A 21,666-nucleotide genomic window follows, 5' to 3' on the forward strand; every position below is an offset into this window, starting at 1 on the left:
ACAGTCATTTTTTTATTGTGTGATACCTAATTTAGAGCTAGAAAGCTATTTTTCAGAGCTTCCTTAAGTTAATCTTAACGATATTTTCTCTGTCACCCCGACTTAATGTTACAGAGTAGTTAAGATTATTTTCGACTAAAGGTGAACCGTAATAATAGCTAATACATATCTTTTTTTCTGATGGGCAATATTCTGTTTTCTTGAAATCTAACTTCTCAATGCGCTCGGTAGTTATTCTGTCAACAAATGAAAAGTTTTCAGCTTTTTCTATTGAGCTAGCGATTCTTTGAGAGCAGGCTGGGATAACTATGCATATTGAGATAACGGTTAATACTTTGGCTGAAATTGACTTGGCTTTCATATTGCTTGAGTTTAAATGGCAACTACAGTTTATTCATATGGCGCGTAGATAAATTCACGGCGCCATAAATTCCTCACCTGGTGATATCCCGCGTCAGCTTACTCTTGATATTTCAGCTTAGCTGAGCTTAAAATTCAGCTCAAACTTCCATTGCTTGGTCAAAGTCACTATCAATTAGGAAGTATATCTTGGCGGACGAGGTTTCTAGTGTTTTAACAATATACCCGCCTAATGTAAATTTTAGGTTGATCAAAATAAATATCTAGGCCTAATCCTATTGCCGTCATTTCATATCTTGTAGTTTAAAGATCATTAGCGAGCTTTAATCACTTTAATTTTGGATAGTGCTTACTTGGCAGTAGAGTAGGGCGGTCGTTTTACCGCGCCTCCTTAACCCGCTTGCTTCGCCCGCTTTCATGTCGTTCCCGCATATCGGAATCAATATAGCGATCGGTTGTGGCCATACTGGCATGGCCCGCATCATCACGAACATGTTCGCGGGGACGATATTTCACATCTTCGGAGATTCCTGTGTGTCTTAGCCAGTGCACCGTGGCAGCTTTCAAGTCTTCCGCATCTTCACCAAGGCCTTCTTCAACCATTCGTTGGTAAGCGGCATCGAAACAGTTCTGTACGATTAGCCTCACCTGTCGCGTGCTAGTAATAGGGCCTTTGCCTCGAGATTTCTGTACCAGTGGCGTCTGCTCATTGATACTGGGCAGAGCAGGGAGCTGCAAATGTTTTCTATATCGTTTGAGGGCATTTAGCATCTGGTTGCAAACGGTGATAGCACGACCCTTATTACCTTTACCGGTGACGTGAAACCACCAGTTTCCGTCACGATCTTTCTTGAAATCACCCATCACTGGCGCCGAACGTTCATCCGCAACCAACTCGGAAATACGCAGATACATGGCGAATAAGGCGTTCATGATGAACAGAGTACGTTCGTGTTCAGCTGGTGACATTTCTGCCAGAATTTCTGCGGTTTCTAGCACATAGTCCCACTGTAGGTTGCTGATTCGACGCACGACTTGGCTTTGCTGATCGCGCCGTACAAACTTGCTTTTCTGGCGGATCAGGGCCACAGGGTTGGCGGGCACAAGGCCTTCCTGAAAGAGAAAATCGAAGAAAGACGACAGCGCGGTAAAGGTGCATTTTATTGCGGCCTGGGATGGCCTGAAGTCTTTGGATGATGGTGTTTTACCAGCACGAAATTCTACTTTGGAGACATTCACCACAAATGGCCGCCAGTCGGCATTTGCGATGCGTTGGCCATTATGGGTTTTAAACCTAGCGACATTTTTGGTGCCGATCCAGGTGATTGGGGGCTCAATACAGAACTGCACGAATGCCTCAATGTGTTCGCGCTTCAGCGATAAGATCGAGGCCTCCTCAATGCGCCAGGCCCATTGCAGCAATCTCTCAATCTCGCGGCGATAGCTATTAAACGTAGCTTGGCTGCCGTTGTAGCTGTAAAGAAACTTGAGTGCGAACTCCAGATCGGTATCAGCACCGAGAACGTGCGTATTGAGGTCGTGGTTGGCGGAAAAGTTGGTGCAACGAAATGGATTCTCAAAGTGACTGAGGTTGTCGATAAATGGCGTTGGTGGCTGATTGATGGCAGACATATGAAAGCTAGGTATTGTTGTTGGAATTTGGCTGATTATACGGCGAAATCATCGAATTATAAAATATCCGATATTCACAAATATCGGAAATAGCGGGCACCCTGATGGGGCCTAGGTTTGAAGTTTTTTCTTGCCTGTTATTTCCGATACCCACTTTTCTGGCTCTCCATTGTCGATCAATGGCTATCCCTGCACATTGACTACAAAGCCTCACAGGCTCTTAGTGGTGGGTCGCTCTGCTCGCCACCACTAAGAGCCTGTGAGAGCGTTTACATTGATAAAAGAGTCGTTGTCGCCGGGTTGGCAGCAAGTAGCGAAGCCCTTGAAGTCGAGCCCCGTAATCTGAGTTGTTCAGGTTCAGAGCCGAAGAACTTGCCAACAAGGTGCGAAGCTCCCCAGATGGCAAGAATGGGACAGAGAACAATCAGGACGGCGTATACCTTTAAGCGCGGGCCCTTGAGAATGTTGTAACGCTGATCGGTTCGAGTCTCGTCGAGGGCCGAACCAGTTTGGGACATGGTGTGCGATCGATAGAGCCGATAAACCTGGGAATCATATTTGCCGTGTATTTCGCGCAGTCGCTTAGATATTGGCGGATTTGGGCCAGAAACGGCACCCTGAAAGACATCTACGCGGTAGCGTTTGTCCATGCCCACGGCATCAAGTTTCTGTGCTCGGAAAGTCTTATCAACCAGAAGCCGAACAAAGGAGGCGATCTGCGAGAGGTCTTGAGTCAGAAGATAGACTTCTATAGCAAAGAACTCTCTATGCTGCTCAAGTGCCCTATTGGGTTTAAGGCCAGACGGCCAGAAGCGCCAACACTCGTCGAGAACAAGCAAGGCGCCGGGCTGGAAAACAGTTTGAAACCAGTCCGGGTCATCAATCAGCTCTTGAGAATCAAACTCTCTCCCCCTCCTTTTTTTTATCACGCAGAAAGAAGGTCCCTACTCTACATTACAAGAGCACATGGCTTTGATGTTGCATGATTGGGCCGCAATTGAGAAAGCAAGTTCGCATCATCAACCTCGTCCCAACCCTAATGCTCAAACGATGCCGACTTCATCAATCATGAATCCGTTCAGCTACTTCACAGTTGATTCTTCGGCAATTTCGTCAACCCATGCTTGAAACTGCTGTAGTGTCTTAGAGTGTCGGCGTTTCAATCGGAATTCATTGCAAATGTATTCGACAGGATTTTTTGGCAATTTTTCAATGGCCAATCGAGCAAGTCCCAAAGCTTCAGGATGAGGTATTTCTGCCCAGTCCCTCTCCTCTTCCCAAGGTGCGAGCCCTCGCCATGGGATTTCATCTACGATGTCATTCGGTGATAGCCAAACTACGGGCTTATGAATGTTATCTCTTTTAATTCCTGCCCAGGGGGTGAGCAATTCCAATATGTGCTTGAGTTGTTTTTTACTTGTCCTTGATAGGCCATGCAGGTTGGCAATATCAAGTGCCAATTCATGAAGTGTAATACCATTTTTCTGGGATAGAATTAATTTTGCTATACCCACAAGTGTTTCCTTGTGGTCATCGTCGAAGTAGCGCAAATGGCTATATTCGTCGGATGATATCGTCTCTTCTGGACGCTCAGCCTCTTCTGTCAAAATATCTTCCGCAGGTTCATTGTTAGCTGGGCTAATCTGCTCGTCGCCTGGGGCTGAACTTCTGTCCTCTTCTAGTATTTCATTTAACCTGCGATCAATTTTATCGATCGCCTCTTCTGGATCTTGAAAATAGTCTGTAGACCACAGTCTTACTAATCGCCACCCAAGGTTTTCGAGAATAGCGTGACGCACTCGATCGCGATCTCTTGCTGAAGGAGATCCGTGATACGTTGCTCCATCACATTCAACACCTGCCAAATATACACCAGGATGGTCTGGATGTATTATTCCCAAATCAATTCTGAACTTACTAACTCCAATCTGAGTTTGAACCCTCCACCCCCTATCTCGTAGTGCCCAGGCTACAGACTGTTCAAAATCGCTATCGAATTGGTCTACCCCATAATCTGCGGTCGCTTGCTCTGCTAGAGCAATAGGCCCCTTCTCAGCAAATTCTAAATAGTGTTTTAGATGTTCAACTGCCAATGCCGACGTACGGCTAAGATCAATCATTGAAGAGTCAAAACTCGAGAATATCAGTACTTCACTGGTAGCCCTTGTGATCGCTACATTTAAACGGCGTTCGCCACCGGACTTATTCAATGGCCCAAAGTTCATACTCATCGTTCGGCCATGTGCTTCGGTCGGTCCGTAGCCCAGGCTGAGGATAATAATGTCACGTTCATCCCCCTGCACGGACTCCAGATTCTTAACAAAAACTCCATCATAAGTATCAGTAGACTGAAAATATGGTTCTATGTGGGGATGTTTTCTACGGGCATCATCCAGTAAATCCTCTACTGTTCGCTGTTGCTCGGTATTCAGAGTTACGACGCCGATAGTCTGGGAGGTGTTTGCAGGATTGGTCAAACGTCGAACGATTTCATCAACGACTGCTGCCGCTTCAATAGGATTGTTCCTTCCTTTACCTTTTGAATAAACTCCATTTACACGATGTAGTGTAACTGCAGACTGCTTGGTGTCGGACGATGGATATGTAACGAGCGAGTTCTCGTAATACTTACTGTTGGAGAAGGCAATAAGTGTTTCGTGCCGGCTTCTATAGTGTCCCTTCAGTCTCAAATGAGGCAGTCGTGCGGCTAGAGCCTGATCCAGAATAGATTCAAGGTCTTCTTCATCTGGATCATCTACATTCACTGCCCCACTAAAGAAGCTGGTCGGCGGCATCTGTTTAGGGTCACCGACCACAATCACATTTTTCCCTCGGGCAATTGCCCCTACTGAATCCCACGTAGTCATCTGCGATGCTTCATCAAAAACGACCAAATCAAAACCGTTAAAATCTGAGGGTAAAAATTGGGCAACTGACAATGGTGACATCATCATACAGGGGCATAGGTCTAGTAATCGCCCGCCCATTTCATTGAACAATGAGCGTACTGGCTTATGGCGTGTTTTTTTCTGCAGCTCCCTGGCCAATAGCCCAAATTCTTTAGGGCTACTTTTGGCGAATGGATCCGGAACCGCCTTTGCTGTGATCGCTGCCACATAGTCACTGGTCGTTATGGAAACTTCTTCGTCGAGCTTTCGGAATTCATCAATCAATTGCTCATGTGTAGAGGCCTTAAACTGCCGCAACTCTTCACTCTGATCGATCAGCTGTGGCGCCAACCAGCGACAGAATGCCGTAAGAGCTTGATCTTCTGCATCGTCCGACAGAATAGTTCTGGCTTCTAGATCTGTGGTGAGATTATCGAGCTTGTAACGTGACAGTTCTTCTTTCGCTGAAAGCCATTCACTCCACGCCTTGAATTTGACTGCTCCAGTGAGCAGCTGCTCAATAGCTGGTGTTACCTCTTCTAAAGTGGCGTTTTCATCAAACGAAAGCTCTAGTTTTTCAGCTTCTTCAGCTATTGCCTTGTAGGTTGACCAGTACTGTTTAAAATCATGTTTCTGTTTTGAAATTTTAGAGCTTTCGAGAAAATCACGTCCATCAACTAGCCTTGACTTAATCGCAGTAAGCAAGACGGCAGGATCGTCGCTTAGCGCTACTGCGTCGACCAGAGCGTGATACGCTGATTTTCCTATTGATGCTGACTGTTGAAGGCTTTCAGAGCTGGTCTCCCAGCCATGCCAGATGTTGTCAGATTCGAACTGGTCTTTTAGGGAGTTTATGTCCTCCTGAAGTACAGCAGCTTTTCCCAGGTCAGGAAGGACGTCAAGGTCGCTGAATTTCGAGTATCCTAGCTTCTTCACTGCCCCGTTTATCTTGAATTTGACCAAGACCCGCTTAAACCAACTCTCTTTGGCTTCCTCGTACATTTCCACCCATTCGGATACAGGGCTTTTAGCTAGCATTTCTGCTGTAACCTTATACTCTATAGTCTCAAGGGCTTTATCAAATGAGGCTTTAGCTCTGCTTAATTCTTCTAGGTCGTCTAACGATTCCTTCACGCCTCGTTTAACGATATAGCCGAGGGAGTTTGATTCGGCTAACTCAACGAGGTTTGCCAGCTGATTGGTACGAACAAGATTATGCGGTGTGTATTCCGGCAGTTTAAGGTTGAAGCTGGATACAAGAATCGCCGCAGAACGGTAGACTTCGTTGAGCGACGTTTGATAACGGTTTAAACAGTCCAAAACCTGGTTTTGCCACGCGTTAGACCAGCTTTTTGCGCGGATTATACGAAACGGTGTAGGATCCAAGCGGGATATATCGTTATACGCCAATGCAGACTCTTTAACTGCAGCCAGCATATCATCTAGCTTTTCTTGGCTGTTAACTGGCGCACTGTCGAATCCAAGGGGCCAATTAATGTTTAGTGAATGCTTGTCTTTGTAACGCACATCTCTAGCAATCGCATCACGAGCGGAGATGCCATATATCGATTTTTTGTGAAGTACCGTTACAAAACCATTGAGTTTATCTCGTTTCTCTTTGAGTGCTCGAACGGAATCAACCCATCCGGCGCTCTGCGACTCGTCGCGTTTATCGGTAGCCATCCTTAGCTGTTCCAACACGGATTTTTTATTGGCTTTATTACTGTGTAGCTCGAGGCATAAATGGTCGAGTCCAACCTTTTCCATGCGCCGATAAACAACGTTTAGGGCCGCCATTTTCTCGGCGACAAACAGTACCTTTCTACCGAGTGCAAGATTGTGGCAAATGATATTTGCAATGGTTTCCGATTTACCTGTGCCAGGAGGGCCTTCCAGCACGAAATCTTGGGGTCTACCAGAGGCCTCTACCGCAACTAATTGGGAGCTGTCGCAGTTGAGGGGGGTGAATACCTTTTCGGGGTCGACCTTCTCATCAACTTCATCCCTTAGAACGAAGCTAGCGTCCTGAACATAGGCATCCTGGGGATGGTCAACGAGGTGTTTAACAAAAGGGTTATCTTTCAAGTCGTCGAGGCGATCTTTCAGATCCATCCACATTAGATATTTCGCAAAGGAAAACGACGCAAGCACCAGCTCTTCGACAACTTCAAACCCAGGTTGTTCAGCAATCGCTGTACGTACTGTGTTCCAGACAAGAGCCACATCTACACCGGACTCATCTTCAGGCATAGATTCTCTGAACTGATTCAGGTCTATATTGTGCTCAGTGTTCAGAAACTCAATGAGCGTCATATTAAAGATCGGGCTTTCATCAGGTAACTGACGAACTTTGACGGGTGCTCTCGCACTGCTACGTGTAAGTTCTGCCGGGATCAGAATTAAGGGGGCTCGGTATGAACGATCATCCTCCGGATTCTCCTTCCAGCGCAGCATGCCCAACGCCAGATATAGCGTGTTAGACCCGCCCTCCTCTAGATCATTCTTAGCCTTCCGAAGAAGATTGACTGCATTTTGCTCGAGTTTCTTCCTGGACATGTTGGCAAGGAGAATATGCTTGTTGAGCTGCTCTAAAGCGTATTCCCGATGAATATCGAACCCAGCCTGTAGACGAAAGGTCTCTCCACTGCGTTCCCTGTCATTGAGAGGACTTTCTTCTGAAGATAGGAATTTGAACGACGCGCCGTCAGCGAGACTATCCTCCATTGCACCGATATCAGGGCAGTAGAGCTTTATTGCCACAGCGCGGTCTTTTAATGACAACAATGAATTGCGTTTTGTTAGATCAAGCAGCTTCCTTTGCCAAGTATCAATACGTGTATCTGGTGTTTCATCGATAACTTGTTCATCCGCTCTGACTGGAGGAAGCGGCGGAATAATCGGTAAGCTTAGTGCTGTATCTGAGTCGGAAGGCTTTTCCTCCGGCTGTTCTTCAATGGTGGAAATTGGCTTAATCTTTCTCGCACGGGCCTGTTTAATATCAATCAAATAGACGAAGTCGACCTCTTTGTCCTCGCTGACTAGGTTCCGTGCGTGCTCCTTAGACTGCTCAAAGGTCACAGGCGAATCATTAGTGACAAGCGTGCTTTCAAAAAGTACTAGATCGCGTGCATCAATACGTTTACGTAGATCCATGGGATCATCATTGGTTAAAACAGGAAAATGCTCATCGATCAGCCAGACACCAACGAATGCGTGATTTTTCGTTATCGCTACCACCGGATTTAGGCCCATCGCTTCTAGGCAGCTGGCAAAAAGCAGCGATGTGTCAAGGCAGGCCGCAATTTTTGAGGCGCTGATGTCAGCGGCTAGCCGTATACGTTGTCCGTGCCTGGCAAAGCCCTGCGGTGGTGTAACGTAGGCAATTCGTTGAGCGAATATAACGTTCCACAATGCGGCGGCCATCATGTAGGGCTTTTCGCGAGTATTAGATTGGTAGCCATCGATGCTTCTTCCGTGTCCACCGTTTTCCAGCATTTCCGCGACTTGCCGTAATAAAGATTCAACATACAGCCCGTTGGGTTTCACGAAGGCAGCCAACAGGTCTGGCTGTCTACTCTCCCCGCCCCAAAAATTGGCCGGAAGGACATCAATGGTAAATCCAGAAGTCGTTAAGGCCTCATCAGTGTTGTCTCGTAAATTGACTGAAAGTGAAACGGAAACCTTCATCTCTTCTGTTAAATTAAACAACAGGTCATGTGGTACGTTGAGCGGACGCTTTTGAAGTGAGATCGCCTGTCCTGGGTGAATTTCATCGATAGACCATTCTTCTGGCACGAAGATTTCGGGATCCGAACGTAGCGTGACAACCAAGTTCTTTAACGGTGCAATTGGTGCATTTTCCACTGGCTCTTCGGGTGCGGTCGGCGCGTACAAGCTAATAGACCTGAATATGGGATACGCATTTTGCTGTGCGGCCAATGAGAGGGTGGATAAGTGATCTATCTTTAACTGAACAGCGGGCTCAGATGCCATTGGTTCATCCGTATTCGTAGAATTCATGTCAGAACTTTTCTTTCAGAATATCTTGCTAAAAAATTATTGCTATACCGCAACCGCGGTTCGATCAAATACTAGTCGCAATGGCAGTTTATTTAATGAGCCAGAACAGCGCGAACGGCATGGAGGCCTCTTTTGCCAAGACCTTTCAGTCCTACTATCTGTGCTCAATGAATATCCACTCCTCCCAAAAATTGCGTCCTACCCACAGTGAGCACATTATTGATGTAGATTTCTGTGCTGTCGATTAACTTATGCACCAATAGCTGACTTACATATTTCAGCGGCCGGCTATTTAACAACAAATGAATGACGAAAGGTATGGGCACTGATGGGGGATGTAGCGCTTGGGTGGCCCGGCCGGGACGCTGTTCCCGCGTTCTCAAAATTATCCCGAAGCCATAACCGTCATCAACAAAAAACGTGGGCATTAATGCCAGCACCTCAGACACCCGCGCATCGGCAGTCCATATCAGATCGAGGATCAAACGAAAGGCCGGGTGTTTTTCAGCGTCGAGTAAGTGCAGAACTTCGGGCTTGAGCACGCACACCGGAATGGCATCGACTGTGTTCAGAACCGTGGGCCGCTTGGCCACTAAGCGATGCCATTCGATGTACTCGGACTGAATCGGAAAGGTGGCCGCCGGCGCTTCCACGGGGTGAAAGAGTTGGTTGGATACCCACTTTCGCTGTGCCGTTTTTGTACCACTTGGTCCTTGGTGCAGTCCAAGTGCCATTATGCGCCTCTATTTTGCCTGACACAATTGATGGAGATCAGGAAATAGCGGTTAAAAACCGGTGCACCATTTTACTTGTATATGGTGCACTAATGATCAAATTTTCAACTACTTAGTAGCGCTAGCTTACTATAAGTGACTTTTTCTGAAAGGTACTCAGACACACAATATTCGAAACAACTCATCATGCTAAAGACAGTGCCATCACTCAGCTCAAATACCAGAGATGTTGGAGCATAGTTTAGGTTGGTGCCGAGGGGCTCGAACTCTTAGCAGAGGCAGGTGCCTAGTATGGCAGCGGTTAAATCGATGTCCAGACCGAGTTCTTTATGACATTGGGTTGGCTCTAGAGGTTATCGCACACTCTAGAGACTACCAATGTTTGAAGGCGCAACGCCGCCAGGGATTGAACCTCCTAACTCTTGGGTTTATTTAATACCCCCATAATGCTTTCCGTCAGTTTGGGGTTCCTGGTCTTAAGGTTAACCAGGTCTCGATTAATGCTCTGAAGGAAGTCGCGGAGCGGCTGAACTTCATTGGCAAAAATCGTGAGATGCACATCAAACATAGCTGGGTTATCAACTAACACACCAGCGCCCGCGCAGTTCATGCAAACTCTCCATTGTCGATCAATGACTATCCCTGCACATTGACTACAAAGCCTCTCAAGCAGCTGTATCGGGTATTCAATTGGTCAACTAGGTGTAAGTTCAGCAGTGTCGGGCTCGCTTTCGAAATCGTTGCTGGTCGGGTCGTTCTCGGCGGGATCAAAGCTGTCGGCACGTGCCATGTGCCAGGCCCGGGCATAGAAGCCCCCCTCGGAGGGTTCCCCAAGCAATTCGCCAGGTTTGAGGAAGACGTGGATTTGCGAAAACAGCTGCACTTCTGTGCCGCCGGTGCGGCGTACCAGGTGTTTTCCCTCTAATTGATCCGGGTGCTCCAAACCCGCGGCGGCTAACATCTCGGCCAGAGTTTGCAGGGTGTTGTGGTGGAAATTATGTACCCTGTCGGCTTTTTCCGGCACCACCAGGGCTCGCTGGCGCAGCTTGTCTTGGGTGGCCACCCCTGTGGGGCAATTGTTGGTGTGGCACGATTGGGACTGGATGCAGCCGATCGCGAACATGAAGCCGCGTGCCGAGTTGGCCCAGTCGGCCCCTATCGCCAGCACGCTGGCAATATCGAAAGCCGAGATTATCTTGCCGCTGGCTCCTATCTTAATCTTGTCTCGCAGGTTCAAGCCGACCAGGGTGTTGTGGATGAACAGCAGGCCTTCGCGCAGAGGCACGCCGATATGGTTGGAGAACTCCAGTGGCGCAGCTCCTGTGCCCCCTTCCTTGCCGTCCACCACGATGAAGTCGGGTAAGATACCGCTCTGGAGCATGGCCCTTGCGATGCCCATAAACTCCCAGGGGTGGCCGAGAGCCAGTTTGAAACCCACCGGTTTGCCGCCGCTAAGTTCTCTAAGCTGTTGGATAAAGGCTAGCAACTCGAGGGGGGTAGAAAAGCTGCTGTGGCTGGACGGTGAGACACAGTCCTCGCCTTCGGGCACACCGCGGGTTGTCGCTATCTCGGCAGTAACCTTGTGTCCGGGTAGGATGCCGCCATGGCCAGGCTTGGCGCCCTGGCTAAGTTTTAGCTCAATCATTTTGATCTGCGGATTGTGGGCCTGTGTCTTGAACCTGTCTGGATCGAAGCTGCCGTCCCGAGTCCGACAACCAAAGTAACCCGAACCTATTTCCCAAATTAGATCACCGCCATGCTCGCGATGATAGGTGCTGATACTGCCCTCCCCTGTATCGTGGGCAAAGCCCCCCAGCTTGGCTCCTTTATTCAAGGCCCTGGTGGCATTGGCGCTTAGGGACCCGAAACTCATAGCGGAGATATTAAAGATCGAAGCCGAATAGGGCTGGCTACACTGAGGCCCCCCTATGAGCACCCTGAAGCCCTGATGTTCTCTGACTTCTTTGGGGCGTATGGAGTGATTGATAAACTCAAAGCCCGGTGCGTAAACGTCAATCAGAGTACCAAAAGGTTTGGATGCATTCTCATTCTTGGCCCGGTCATAGACCAGGGAGCGCTGTGCCCGGGAAAAAGGCAGCTCGTCTTCTTCCCCTTCAAGCAGGTACTGGCGCAGCTCTGGGCGAATACGTTCCATCAGATAGCGAATATTCCCCAATATGGGATAGTTGCGGCGCACCGCGTGGTTTCTCTGGATCAGATCGTAAGTTCCGAGGAGACTTAGTAGGCCGCTGATGGTGGCCACAAGCCAGAGCCATGAGTACGAGTGAAGCAAAGGCAGGCTGACGAGTGTCGTGAGGACACAACAGCCAAAAAATGTATAACGATTGAGCAGGGATAGTTTCATCATCGTATTCCGTACAGGCTGTTGCTGCATACTCTTTTTGAGAATCTTGTTTCTACCGGTCCAGAGTCAATCGCATTTGCGCGGATATTCTTTGATGCCGCTTCAATAGTCCACGACCGGATCAATCTCGCCAAGAAAAAGCTAGTGTATCAATTAATACATAACCATCCCCCAGATTTCATCACTTTACCTGAAAAAGTTCTTTTAAGAGGTGTTGGACGCTACGAGCAAGCAAAGGGCGATATGATCGAGATCAGTCGTGGGTATACGGGCCTCATAGTTTCAGCGGAATATGGGGAGTTCGCAATTCGACCGCAATCGCCCACACTGTATGCATCGAAAATGGTACCAGGGCTGACTATTAAATTTGAAGGCGGTGATATAGACCCTGTCCACTCGCTCGTGCTACGTCAAGATGGAAAAACATTTGTCTATAAGCGTCTACCCTGAATTGGATAATTGAAGAAAGCCTTGTTGCAGCCAGACTGATGTGTTTTAAGGGATATGTAATATGGATTTATTTAGATAATAACAGAGAGAGGTTCAGTGCTTCTCCTGACATAAAGGAATGCATTAATGGATGCTAGACACAACTGAAATGTGTGTGATCCTACCCACGAACGACGCACACTCTCTTAAGGGAGATACTACGCAGCAGAGATGCCAGGATAAAGTGGGAATGTGATTAATGCTACAACAGACTCATCCAATGAATTTAATTGAGGCTATTCAAAAATCGGGGTGGCTGGGCAGTTTAAAAAAGAGCCCCTGAATGATCCTGAAGGTACCTAGAACCTAGAATAATGATGATGAGCTTCATTTGACGATTTAACTTGGCTAACCTCAGTCGTGGTTACAGCCAACAGGCTCTGCCTTTGACTTTTATTCATGTGGACTCATTGCTCTGACCTACTCGCTCAACACTTTAATCTATTAAAGTTAATAAACAGTTAAAGCGACATACTCATCTCAACTATAAAAGTAAACTTTACTGCGTCATGCGATGAATTTCTCACTGTATCAAATTAATGCCAACACTGTTTGACCTAGCCAATAGTAACGTCTTACATTGCTGAGCGACTGTCGGAAACTTGAACAACCCACATGCGTCATTAATAGTAAGCAACAAAACCTTAATATGCACTGTTGCAGGGGGGATTCTTTAAATTAAATGATTAATTTCAGACAAGAAAATACTCCACTCAGAGAGTTACCTCTAATTGGTCAAAAATAATAAAATAGGACTTGATCATGAAGCTTAAAAAAATAGGTGTGTGTATCACACTTATGTTTGTTCTTATCTTGCCAGCATACGCCCATGCGGGGTTTTGGGACAAATTTACATCCTGGGTTGTTGATACTTGGGATACTGTTGAAGAGAGCGTTGAGGAGGTGATTGAGGATGTAGTTACAACGGTAGAGGAAGGTATAACGGAAGCAATTGGTTTCCTCGTAGATACGGGTGAATGGATATACGATGGACTAACCACGGTAGTTGAAGGTTCACTGAATTTCTTTTACGGCGTTGCCGATGGTACAGTCACGGCTTTAAATTACTTCGGCCTCGATCTTGATATATCGGATTGGTTTTCGACAGGGGGCCTTAATTCCGAGGATGGCGCGCAGCAGTGGAGCCTGTCAGACTATGATACCTCATCTCATCCCACCTATTTGCAGGCCTTTCGCGATCGGCAGATGGATTACATCGAAAGTTTTCTGGATTCGGCCGATGCCGAGCCTAGTAACGATCATTTTGTGCTCAGGACTTATTTTGATTTACCACTTGATAAAGAGGCCCTGGCTCGTGGGCTAGCTGATTTATTTACACCTGGGAAGCACGCTTACAAAAACCCAGACATGCGTTTGATAGAATATATTAGGTTATTGGCGGAAAGTGATGAATATGATGATCTTATTCTAAGTGAAATTATTAAGCTGCCTTATTGGCAAGACGAAGATACTGAAGGGAAGCGAGTTTACACTTCTGAAAATCACGTACTTATGTGGCTATCTTCCAGCTGGTTGTTGTCAGAGATGGAAGGTTGGGATATAGGCGGTGGCCCTGAAAAGCTAAGGGAACGGCTTCTACGTTATTTGGAGGCTAAAAAACAATTTGGAGTGTATGAATCCACTTCAAATGTTTATAGTCCCTTCTCCATAACAGCATTGTTAAATTTATACGACTATGCTCAGGATACAGAGATCAAAACATTGGCCGGCCAGGTCGCCCTTATTTTTCTTAATGATATCGCCATGGTTACCAACGATCTTGGTGCAGCTATAGCTGTTGATTCAAGGACCTATGAGAGTGTTTACCAAGACCTTAACTTCTTGAACAATAAATTAGCACAATATACCGCTTTAATTACCGGCAATGGTCCACAGAATATTACGAGTAGTACCCATATGGACATTTTTGCGATGACTACACTTGACGCAAGCAGTGTCGCATATAATCGCCTCGAGAAACTTAGTGGTGAGATTAACATAAGCTATTATTCCGGCCACCCTATCTCTGAAGTTGATTCAGTATGGGCGGGTTTGGACCTCCAGGATAAGTTGATTTTCTCTCAATCCGCCGGCGCCTATGCCCATCCAGAACTCATTGATGAGATGTTGGAGTATTATCTGAACCCACTTGCTGGTTTAAATTTCTTTTTGGAAGATTTGATCGTGGAGTCTAACTTGGCTGACGACGTTGTCGACATGTCTGGTGTTCTACTTACGGAAACAAGTGCACCGTTCACCACAAGCTCGGTCATTTCGGAAAAAACCTTGGATCTATATCGCCATGGTAATGTGCAATTATCCTCATACCAGGACTTCCACGCGGGAAATGCGGGTTGGCAGCAGCTGCCCTGGATAGCAACAACCGGTACTGTCCCGGTTTACACTCGGTCAGGGGCTGAATACGGGGGCTGGAAGGCTGGTGGTCAAGAGCAAATGAATACCCACCTGCCCTATATTAAGCAAAATGAGAATGTAGCCTTGGTTTTGTATAAACCTGCGATGGAGCTACGTTTTATGGATGGTGTTAACAGAGCAACAAATTTTTTACCAGTAGATGACTTTCTGACTGCGCCTGTAAATTTGCATTGGCCGATAGAACAATTCGATGAAACAACCAGTTTCCAAAACTGGCTGTTTGCACGTGAGGGTGATGGCTATGTGGCTGTTTACCGTCCTTGCCTAGACACCAAATCCTTTGTTCGGAGTGAGGAGGTCATAGAAGTCCACAGCTGTAGTGATGATGAACAGACCTGGGCGACAGTGGTAGGTAATACGCAGACCCACGAAAGCTTTAGTAATTTCATTTTCACTGTTTCGCAAGCCAAAATCAAAAGCAAATGGTACTGGAGCTGGGCCGAGACTCGCCATGTATGGGAGACAACATTAGAAGTAGATGGAAAGACTTTGAGTTATAGCTGGGAAGCAAACGTAGATGATTTAACTGATAGAGAAATGTGGGAGTTGGCGGGTGCTAATAACTCATCTACTATCGAAACGGCTTTAGTGAGCGGATTTCAAGTCAGCGATGTAACTGATAGAGAAACGAATACAGACCTGAGTAACTGTGAAAGTTCAAACGATGTGCTGTTACATCAGAATGTAAGCTTTAATGGTGCTGACCCAACAATTTTACGAATGGCTGAAGCGGATAACGGTGAATGCTACCTAATTAACGTTGAAGATCAGTCAAAAGATATGGAATTGATCCATAGCGGTGAAATGGTGGATGTGGTGCGTTTTGCTAACCGACGTTTTGTCGGTGGCGAGGCTGATAAGGCCTACGATATAAATCACGAATGGACTACTATAGAGTTGGATTTCAGCTATGAGAATCCTGTGGTGTTTGCCTCAGTAATTGGTATTGCAGGAACTGATCCTATAACACCAGAGATTCGCAATATCACACCAACCAGTTTCGATGTGCGTGTGGCAGAGTTCGCTTGGAATGATGGTATTCACACATCGGAGACGCTGCATTATGTAGTCATGGAGGCCGGCAGTTATTCAATAGCCAATGGCCTAAAGTTGCATGTCGGTGCTGTTGTACTGGAAGATAACTTGAGTGGCTCCCCAGACTTTGAAACTATCGGAGTGGATTTACAAGATTACTTGCTCATCAATCAGGTGCAAGGTAGTGATAGCGATGAAACTTTAAGCACGCGTATCAGAAATAAGAAAACTGGTACATTTGAAATGAGCTTGATGGTACAGGAAGCAAACAGTAATAAAGAGGAAAACGTTAAGGCAATTGTAGGTTATATGGCTGTCGGTAAACCTGCAGTTAAATCGTTAAAAGTGGCACTTAAAGGAGCCCATGGGAAGTATTTGGGTGCCGCTGGTAATGGAGGTGACGGAGAAACAGCCAATGCCAATGCCTCAGTAATTGGTAGCCATGAGACTATTGTTCTTACTGGAAATAGCGTACAACAAGGTTGTTTAATAGATGGGGATGAAGTATGGCTGCAAAGCACCGATGGCTATTACTACAGTGCCCAGCAAAGTGGTGCTTTAGATGTTGATCGAACCGCTCGTTACAGCTGGGAAACATTTAAGTTGATCAACCATTCAGACAATACGGGCTGTTTACAAGGCGGTGATAGTATTTCCTTATATAACACCGAGCATGGTAACTATATCGTTGCGGAATCCGATGGTAGAGCTAATGCGAATCGTAAAGCACTGGGTTCCTGGGAGAAATTTGTTGTTTATTCCCTAAGCGACGATTAATAAGTACTTAGCTGGGTACCCGAACATACTCTTACCGAGTTTGGGTACCCTCTTCTGTTTACCAGCAAACGATGGCACGCTCGCAACAACTGGTGATTTGCGATCGACAGCGAATGATCTCCTCATTCTACACTGATCTGTTTATCAGTGATCGTGGTCACAAGGATCTGGTGGTGCATCGCGTTTAATGTTGTAGATTGATAGGCCCTGAGGCAGCGACATTACTCGTATGGCCCTTAACTGGCACAAAACGACTATCCATGGAGAAATCTACCATTGACTTCACGGCAGCATCGATCATTTATGGGCTTTAACCCAGCACGGAAAGTCGGCATTGTTGCCCTGGTAGATACTCCGAGTTGCAAAGGGCTGGATGATATTGGGCATCATTTCTTAAACTCCCAGTAGGCGGTATCTACCAACATCGTCCCTACCCCAGATTTCGAAACTGTACCTGAGGAGGTACTTTTGAGAGGTATCGGATGTTATAAACATGGGCCAGACGATGTTACTGAAATCAGTCGTGGGCATACTGGTCGCATAGTTTCAGTGGAATACGCGAAATTTGTAATTCGACCGCAATCGTCCACAATTTATGCATCGAAGATGGTACCAGGACTGGCTATCGAATTTGAAGGCGGCGTTATAGACCCTGCCCATTCCCTTATGCTACGTCAAGGTGGAATAGTTTATACCTCTTATCGCTTACCATAATTTGGATAGTCGAAGAACTCCTTATTGCCCTCAGGAGAATAAGTTAAAAGGAAAGATTAATGGCCCACCCAGAAATTACGATGTCTGACGACACAATCCACAACCCCAAGGAGCCCCGACACTTTATGCGTGCCAAAATTGTGCCAAGGACTGTGCGTGTACGTCATGGTGGCAAAGTGATTGCCGAAAGCAATAACGTTTTGAGAGTTACCGAGCTCGAAAAAGATATACTTGATCCCGTTTTTTATTTTCCCAAAGAAGATATTTTCATACCTCTCTTTCCTCTTGACGGTAAGACTAGCCATTGTCCACTTAAAGGCGATGCCAGCTATTTCGCTGTCGATGATAAAGGCGAAACCATTGCATGGGCCTATGAAGCCGCTTTTGAGCTTGCCAAAGTAATCAACGGACGTATCGCGTTCTTCCCCGATCATGTCGTTATCGAAGAGGTTGGCGCCTCATCATGAGGTCAAAAATAGGTATGGCAAAAGTGCCTCTGAATAGCTGGATTAATGAGTGAGTGAAAAATTTCTTTTTAAGAACCATATGATCCAGCTAGAAAGAACAAATGGAGCAGTTAAAATAATAACATCAGCACTCATAAGGGTCACTGCAATTGGAACGGTTAACACACTTCCTGCAAGTGGGGCTAACCACTGTTTACTTCCATTTGATAATGCAATAGCACTCAGGGATGCATTATAACCAAAGACCCCAGCAAGGATAAGTGTTGGTGATAAATCTAGGAACATGGCCAGTAATGTAGCAAGCACACCGCCAATTATGCTCCAAAAAGCATGTGCTTTGCTGGAAATGAAAACTCCAACCAAAAAACAAATACCTGTAATGGGATTGTTTTGAAAGATAATCTGGCCTATACCTTCGAATACACCCCATGTTGAAATTTTTTCACTCGTAAGTGTTTCGGCCGACGCTAAATTTAGTGTTGGGGCCAATGTCCATATCGCCCATATGACCAGGATGTATGGCGCGGTATAAGCTGGAAGTGAAATATGACACATCATAAAGCGTATAATGAAGACTGTTAGAGCGCTTCCACCAATAATTAAAAAAACAGTAAGTGCAGATGGGGCATAGAGAGAGAATATGACCACACCAACCAAAGCGCCATTATACCCAAATCGTCCCTCTTCAATTTGTTTCGCTGGGTAATGTAAAGTACATGCACAAGCCGTTGCCGTGATAACACCAAGAGTGATTCCAAGAGCCATGATAGTGGAATTAACTGCTACTCCGAATAAGAATAAAACGCCACTCAAAGCATTTTTTTGAAGAATGACTTGGCTAATGCCTCTGAAGAGACTGATAAGGAAATATCTGACTTTTATAGGTGTTGGCTTTGCCATAATCTTTTTGCATAGCGATTCTTCGTGTAAACTTAAATAGCTATCAGTCATCGTTTAGTGGTTCATGATCGAGACCCAAAGATCTCCTTACTCTTCTCGGCTTTTTTATTAACGATTACAGTCCTAAAGATCCGGTATCGACCTCACGTTTCATGTTATCAAACGATAGTCTGGGGCGATAATGCTCTTCCTACCTATTTATAGGATTAAACCAAGGTGAAAAGCCAAAGTTGTCGTCCTTGTATAGGTTGCGGGTGGTGAAGAAGCGGATAATGTTAGCCTCCAGATATTAAAAGCCCAACAGGCCGAGTCTACTCAGGTCGTCTCTTTATTCATCGGAGAGGTGCCATGACTGATTATCGAATTGGATGAAACTGATATGGACCCTGCTCGCTCACTTTCCCATTTGTTTGAATGGAAAAATCTGTGTTTGCACAGAATAAATAATAATTCACGTAATTATAGCTTTCGCCCACAATGAATATCTTTTGATGCCGGAACATATTTTTAATAATTACTATAAAATAAGCACCTTTAATACGTGTATGGTTGGCGGAGCGCTTTATAAAATACTAGAAGATAATGGGCATACTGGACGTGTCCTTGTTGGATTTTAAACAAATAACCCAGGGGCCATATGGCTATCCCGATATTTTCAATATCGATTAAATTTATATAGGTCATTACCCCGAAGTCTCAAATCAATGTGAGAAACCCGGTCTCGCCAAGATTTCCCCGCCTTTAATTTAGCAATTCTTGCAGAAACAAATTTCTCGACTAATTAAATATCTTGCCCTTGTCTAAGGCGGAGGGCAAATCTGTTTTTGCCCGTTCCATTCGGCCTTTAGAACTGGTCGGAATTTCAATAAAAATTCCGCTATCAAATTTGGAGAATACACATGCAGAATCCTTATCGGTGGCTTAGTTGCGGGCTTGCCGCAATTGTTAGTTTTTCAGCTATATCTCAGGCAGCTCTGGCTGGGGATAAAGACACCCTTATTACCAATCCGGCTACGCTGGAAGCTATGGGCTTTGAAAAAGAGGCGGATAACGTATATGTCGTTGAAGGCGCTGACCCGGAAAGGCCCTTTGATTCTTCCTTGTATTCCTCTGGCGACCTTGATACTCAAGAGGGGATATTCCCATCAGGGAGTACAGATTATTCACCCATTACACCGAAGGCATTTATTGGTCGGCAGGATACCACTGGATCGCAATGGTTATATTCTGCAGGAAATGGTGTTGAACTGAGCCGTCTAGGTACTGAGCAATTTGCAGACGCTCAGTTTTGGGACCTACCAAACGGTGGCACTTTGGAATTTTTTAGGTGGTGGTGGTCTGATAATGACCCGAATGCGGCGATGGCAACGTTTCTTTTTGAGGTTTGTCAACCTGCCTTTGGCGCCGGCGCTATAACATACACACTGGTCACTAATAGCACGAGCACTGATGCGGCAAATGGATCAACGGCGATTAACATACCAAGCCGCCCCATTAATACGCAAGGTTGTTACTATCTTGCTCGTGTACGGTTTGATACAGCAACCACTCTTTTGAGGCTGCAGAAAGTTCGACTCCAGTTTATTCATCCGTAAGACTGCCCACGCTTAGCAAATCCACTGGCAAAGCCCGGCCAAATGGGCCGGGCTTTGCCCCCTACCCTCTCTACTTAGGCTCAGGGGATTCCATACTTTTCTGCCAAGCGGTCAATATCTGATTGAGCTCGGGAATTATTTGGGCATTTCGCTCTGAACCATGGATTGAGATCAGAGTTTTTGTTACTAACAGGCACGTCTTTAACATCCCAGCAGCGATCCCCGATTTGAACAAATCTACTTGTTGAGGTCTTATATCTTGCATCTTTAGGTAAAAACTTACGCACTTTATTGCGGTCACGAATTAGCTTTTCTTCGAGTTTTGGGTCAAATACAGTGGATTGACTTCCGGCTCGAGGATCTGTAGGGACGCTCAACTGCGGGTTGATTACAGTGGGTACTGGATGTTTTTCTGGTCTTAACTTGGTCTTCACCTGCACCTTGTAATTTTCCCGAGTTGTAGATTTTCTTCTCGGCTCAACTTCGCTGGATCTTTCTTTTGTATTATTCTCCGGTTTTTGAGGCCTTATTGAATGCGTAGAGTTAGGCTCTACCGTTAAATAATCAATCTTGGAATTTGCAACTGGTGGAACTTTTTTTATATCCCTGCGAATCAGTATAATTTCAATCGGGGTCCTGCTGGCTTCCCTGGTTTCTAGGGCTCGTGGAGCTAATGCTATTGGAATGTAGATCAGTACGGCATGTGCACCAAGAGAAAGTGTCAAAGAAATTACTAGACGCCAAGTTTCTGCTTTTTTACTTTTATTTTGCAAATCAACTCTATTACTCAGATCCATCGGTATTGATGACCATTTCCTCAATGGAGTTGGTCAATGTCCTTTAATAAAAACCAAATGCTGACTGTGAGGCAGCAGGTATGACTCTTACGGGAGGGAAAAGTTCTTCCCTCATGGACTCAATTCCCTTGCCTTTTTATTTTCAAGTGAATAGAGAGAAGAGACTGATGACTGTGGGGAAGGATGATAGTAGAAGCTTTTAAATACATTCGGTTGTAAATTTAATAAAGCTTGAGGATTGTGGCTACTGTTATCTGATGGTTTCTACTCCGACAACTGTGTGCCAACTAAAGTAAAGAAAACGGTACTCGTCGAAGACTATTTGGCCTCGCTTGGGCCTCACGGCCCTAACCCCAGTATAACGATTTTCATTCAAGTACGAACACAGTGGGCTATCTTCAATTTTTATGACAGCAGATGTAATCCGGTAAACTACCTGTGACCCACGGAGATACGT

12 protein-coding genes are annotated in these 21,666 nt (G+C 45.9%); 4 read left to right on the forward strand and 8 right to left on the reverse strand.

Going from position 1 to position 21,666, the window contains the following annotated elements; translation table 11 throughout:
- Positions 1 to 738: 738 nt before the first annotated feature.
- The 6 genes from ACCI51_RS17380 to ACCI51_RS17405 form a co-directional block, all read right to left on the reverse strand.
- Positions 739 to 1,992 (reverse strand): tyrosine-type recombinase/integrase, encoded by a 1,254-nt coding sequence (locus tag ACCI51_RS17380; RefSeq protein ID WP_371844684.1) that lies wholly within the window; start codon positions 1,990 to 1,992, stop codon positions 739 to 741.
- A gap of 269 nt (positions 1,993 to 2,261) precedes the next feature.
- On the reverse strand, positions 2,262 to 2,921 hold the full coding sequence (locus tag ACCI51_RS17385; RefSeq protein WP_371844685.1) for a zonular occludens toxin domain-containing protein: 660 nt from the start codon (positions 2,919 to 2,921) through the stop codon (positions 2,262 to 2,264).
- A 153-nt stretch (positions 2,922 to 3,074) separates the two neighbouring features.
- Positions 3,075 to 8,873 carry a DUF4011 domain-containing protein gene (locus ACCI51_RS17390; protein ID WP_371844687.1) on the reverse strand — a complete coding sequence of 1,933 codons (5,799 nt, stop codon included), beginning with the start codon at positions 8,871 to 8,873 and terminating at the stop codon, positions 3,075 to 3,077.
- Between the two features lie 191 nt (positions 8,874 to 9,064).
- Positions 9,065 to 9,634, reverse strand: coding sequence for a site-specific integrase (locus ACCI51_RS17395; RefSeq protein ID WP_371844689.1), 570 nt, complete (start codon positions 9,632 to 9,634; stop codon positions 9,065 to 9,067).
- A 415-nt stretch (positions 9,635 to 10,049) separates the two neighbouring features.
- Positions 10,050 to 10,244, reverse strand: coding sequence for a hypothetical protein (locus ACCI51_RS17400; protein ID WP_371844691.1), 195 nt, complete (start codon positions 10,242 to 10,244; stop codon positions 10,050 to 10,052).
- Positions 10,245 to 10,328: 84 nt separating this feature from the next.
- Positions 10,329 to 11,999, reverse strand: a complete 1,671-nt coding sequence (locus tag ACCI51_RS17405) for an FMN-binding glutamate synthase family protein (RefSeq protein ID WP_371844693.1) — start codon at positions 11,997 to 11,999, stop codon at positions 10,329 to 10,331.
- A gap of 21 nt (positions 12,000 to 12,020) precedes the next feature.
- Between ACCI51_RS17405 and ACCI51_RS17410 the strand changes: the two genes are divergently transcribed.
- The 3 genes from ACCI51_RS17410 to ACCI51_RS17420 all read left to right on the forward strand — a co-directional run bounded on the left by ACCI51_RS17410 (position 12,021) and on the right by ACCI51_RS17420 (position 17,917).
- Positions 12,021 to 12,449 (forward strand): hypothetical protein, encoded by a 429-nt coding sequence (locus ACCI51_RS17410; RefSeq protein WP_371844694.1) that lies wholly within the window; start codon positions 12,021 to 12,023, stop codon positions 12,447 to 12,449.
- A gap of 801 nt (positions 12,450 to 13,250) precedes the next feature.
- On the forward strand, positions 13,251 to 16,736 hold the full coding sequence (locus tag ACCI51_RS17415; RefSeq protein WP_371844695.1) for a fascin domain-containing protein: 3,486 nt from the start codon (positions 13,251 to 13,253) through the stop codon (positions 16,734 to 16,736).
- A 773-nt stretch (positions 16,737 to 17,509) separates the two neighbouring features.
- Complete coding sequence (locus ACCI51_RS17420; protein ID WP_299587063.1) at positions 17,510 to 17,917, forward strand: DUF427 domain-containing protein; 408 nt, start codon at positions 17,510 to 17,512, stop codon at positions 17,915 to 17,917.
- A gap of 42 nt (positions 17,918 to 17,959) precedes the next feature.
- On the opposite strand, the gene ACCI51_RS17425 is transcribed toward ACCI51_RS17420, so the two are convergent.
- Positions 17,960 to 18,868, reverse strand: coding sequence for an urea transporter (locus ACCI51_RS17425; protein ID WP_371844696.1), 909 nt, complete (start codon positions 18,866 to 18,868; stop codon positions 17,960 to 17,962).
- Positions 18,869 to 19,716: 848 nt separating this feature from the next.
- Between ACCI51_RS17425 and ACCI51_RS17430 the strand changes: the two genes are divergently transcribed.
- Complete coding sequence (locus ACCI51_RS17430; RefSeq protein ID WP_299586857.1) at positions 19,717 to 20,412, forward strand: hypothetical protein; 696 nt, start codon at positions 19,717 to 19,719, stop codon at positions 20,410 to 20,412.
- A gap of 80 nt (positions 20,413 to 20,492) precedes the next feature.
- On the opposite strand, the gene ACCI51_RS17435 is transcribed toward ACCI51_RS17430, so the two are convergent.
- Positions 20,493 to 21,185, reverse strand: coding sequence for a hypothetical protein (locus ACCI51_RS17435; protein WP_371844698.1), 693 nt, complete (start codon positions 21,183 to 21,185; stop codon positions 20,493 to 20,495).
- Positions 21,186 to 21,666: the final 481 nt, after the last annotated feature.

Source organism: Microbulbifer echini (assembly GCF_041447225.1).
GTDB lineage: Bacteria > Pseudomonadota > Gammaproteobacteria > Pseudomonadales > Cellvibrionaceae > Microbulbifer > Microbulbifer echini.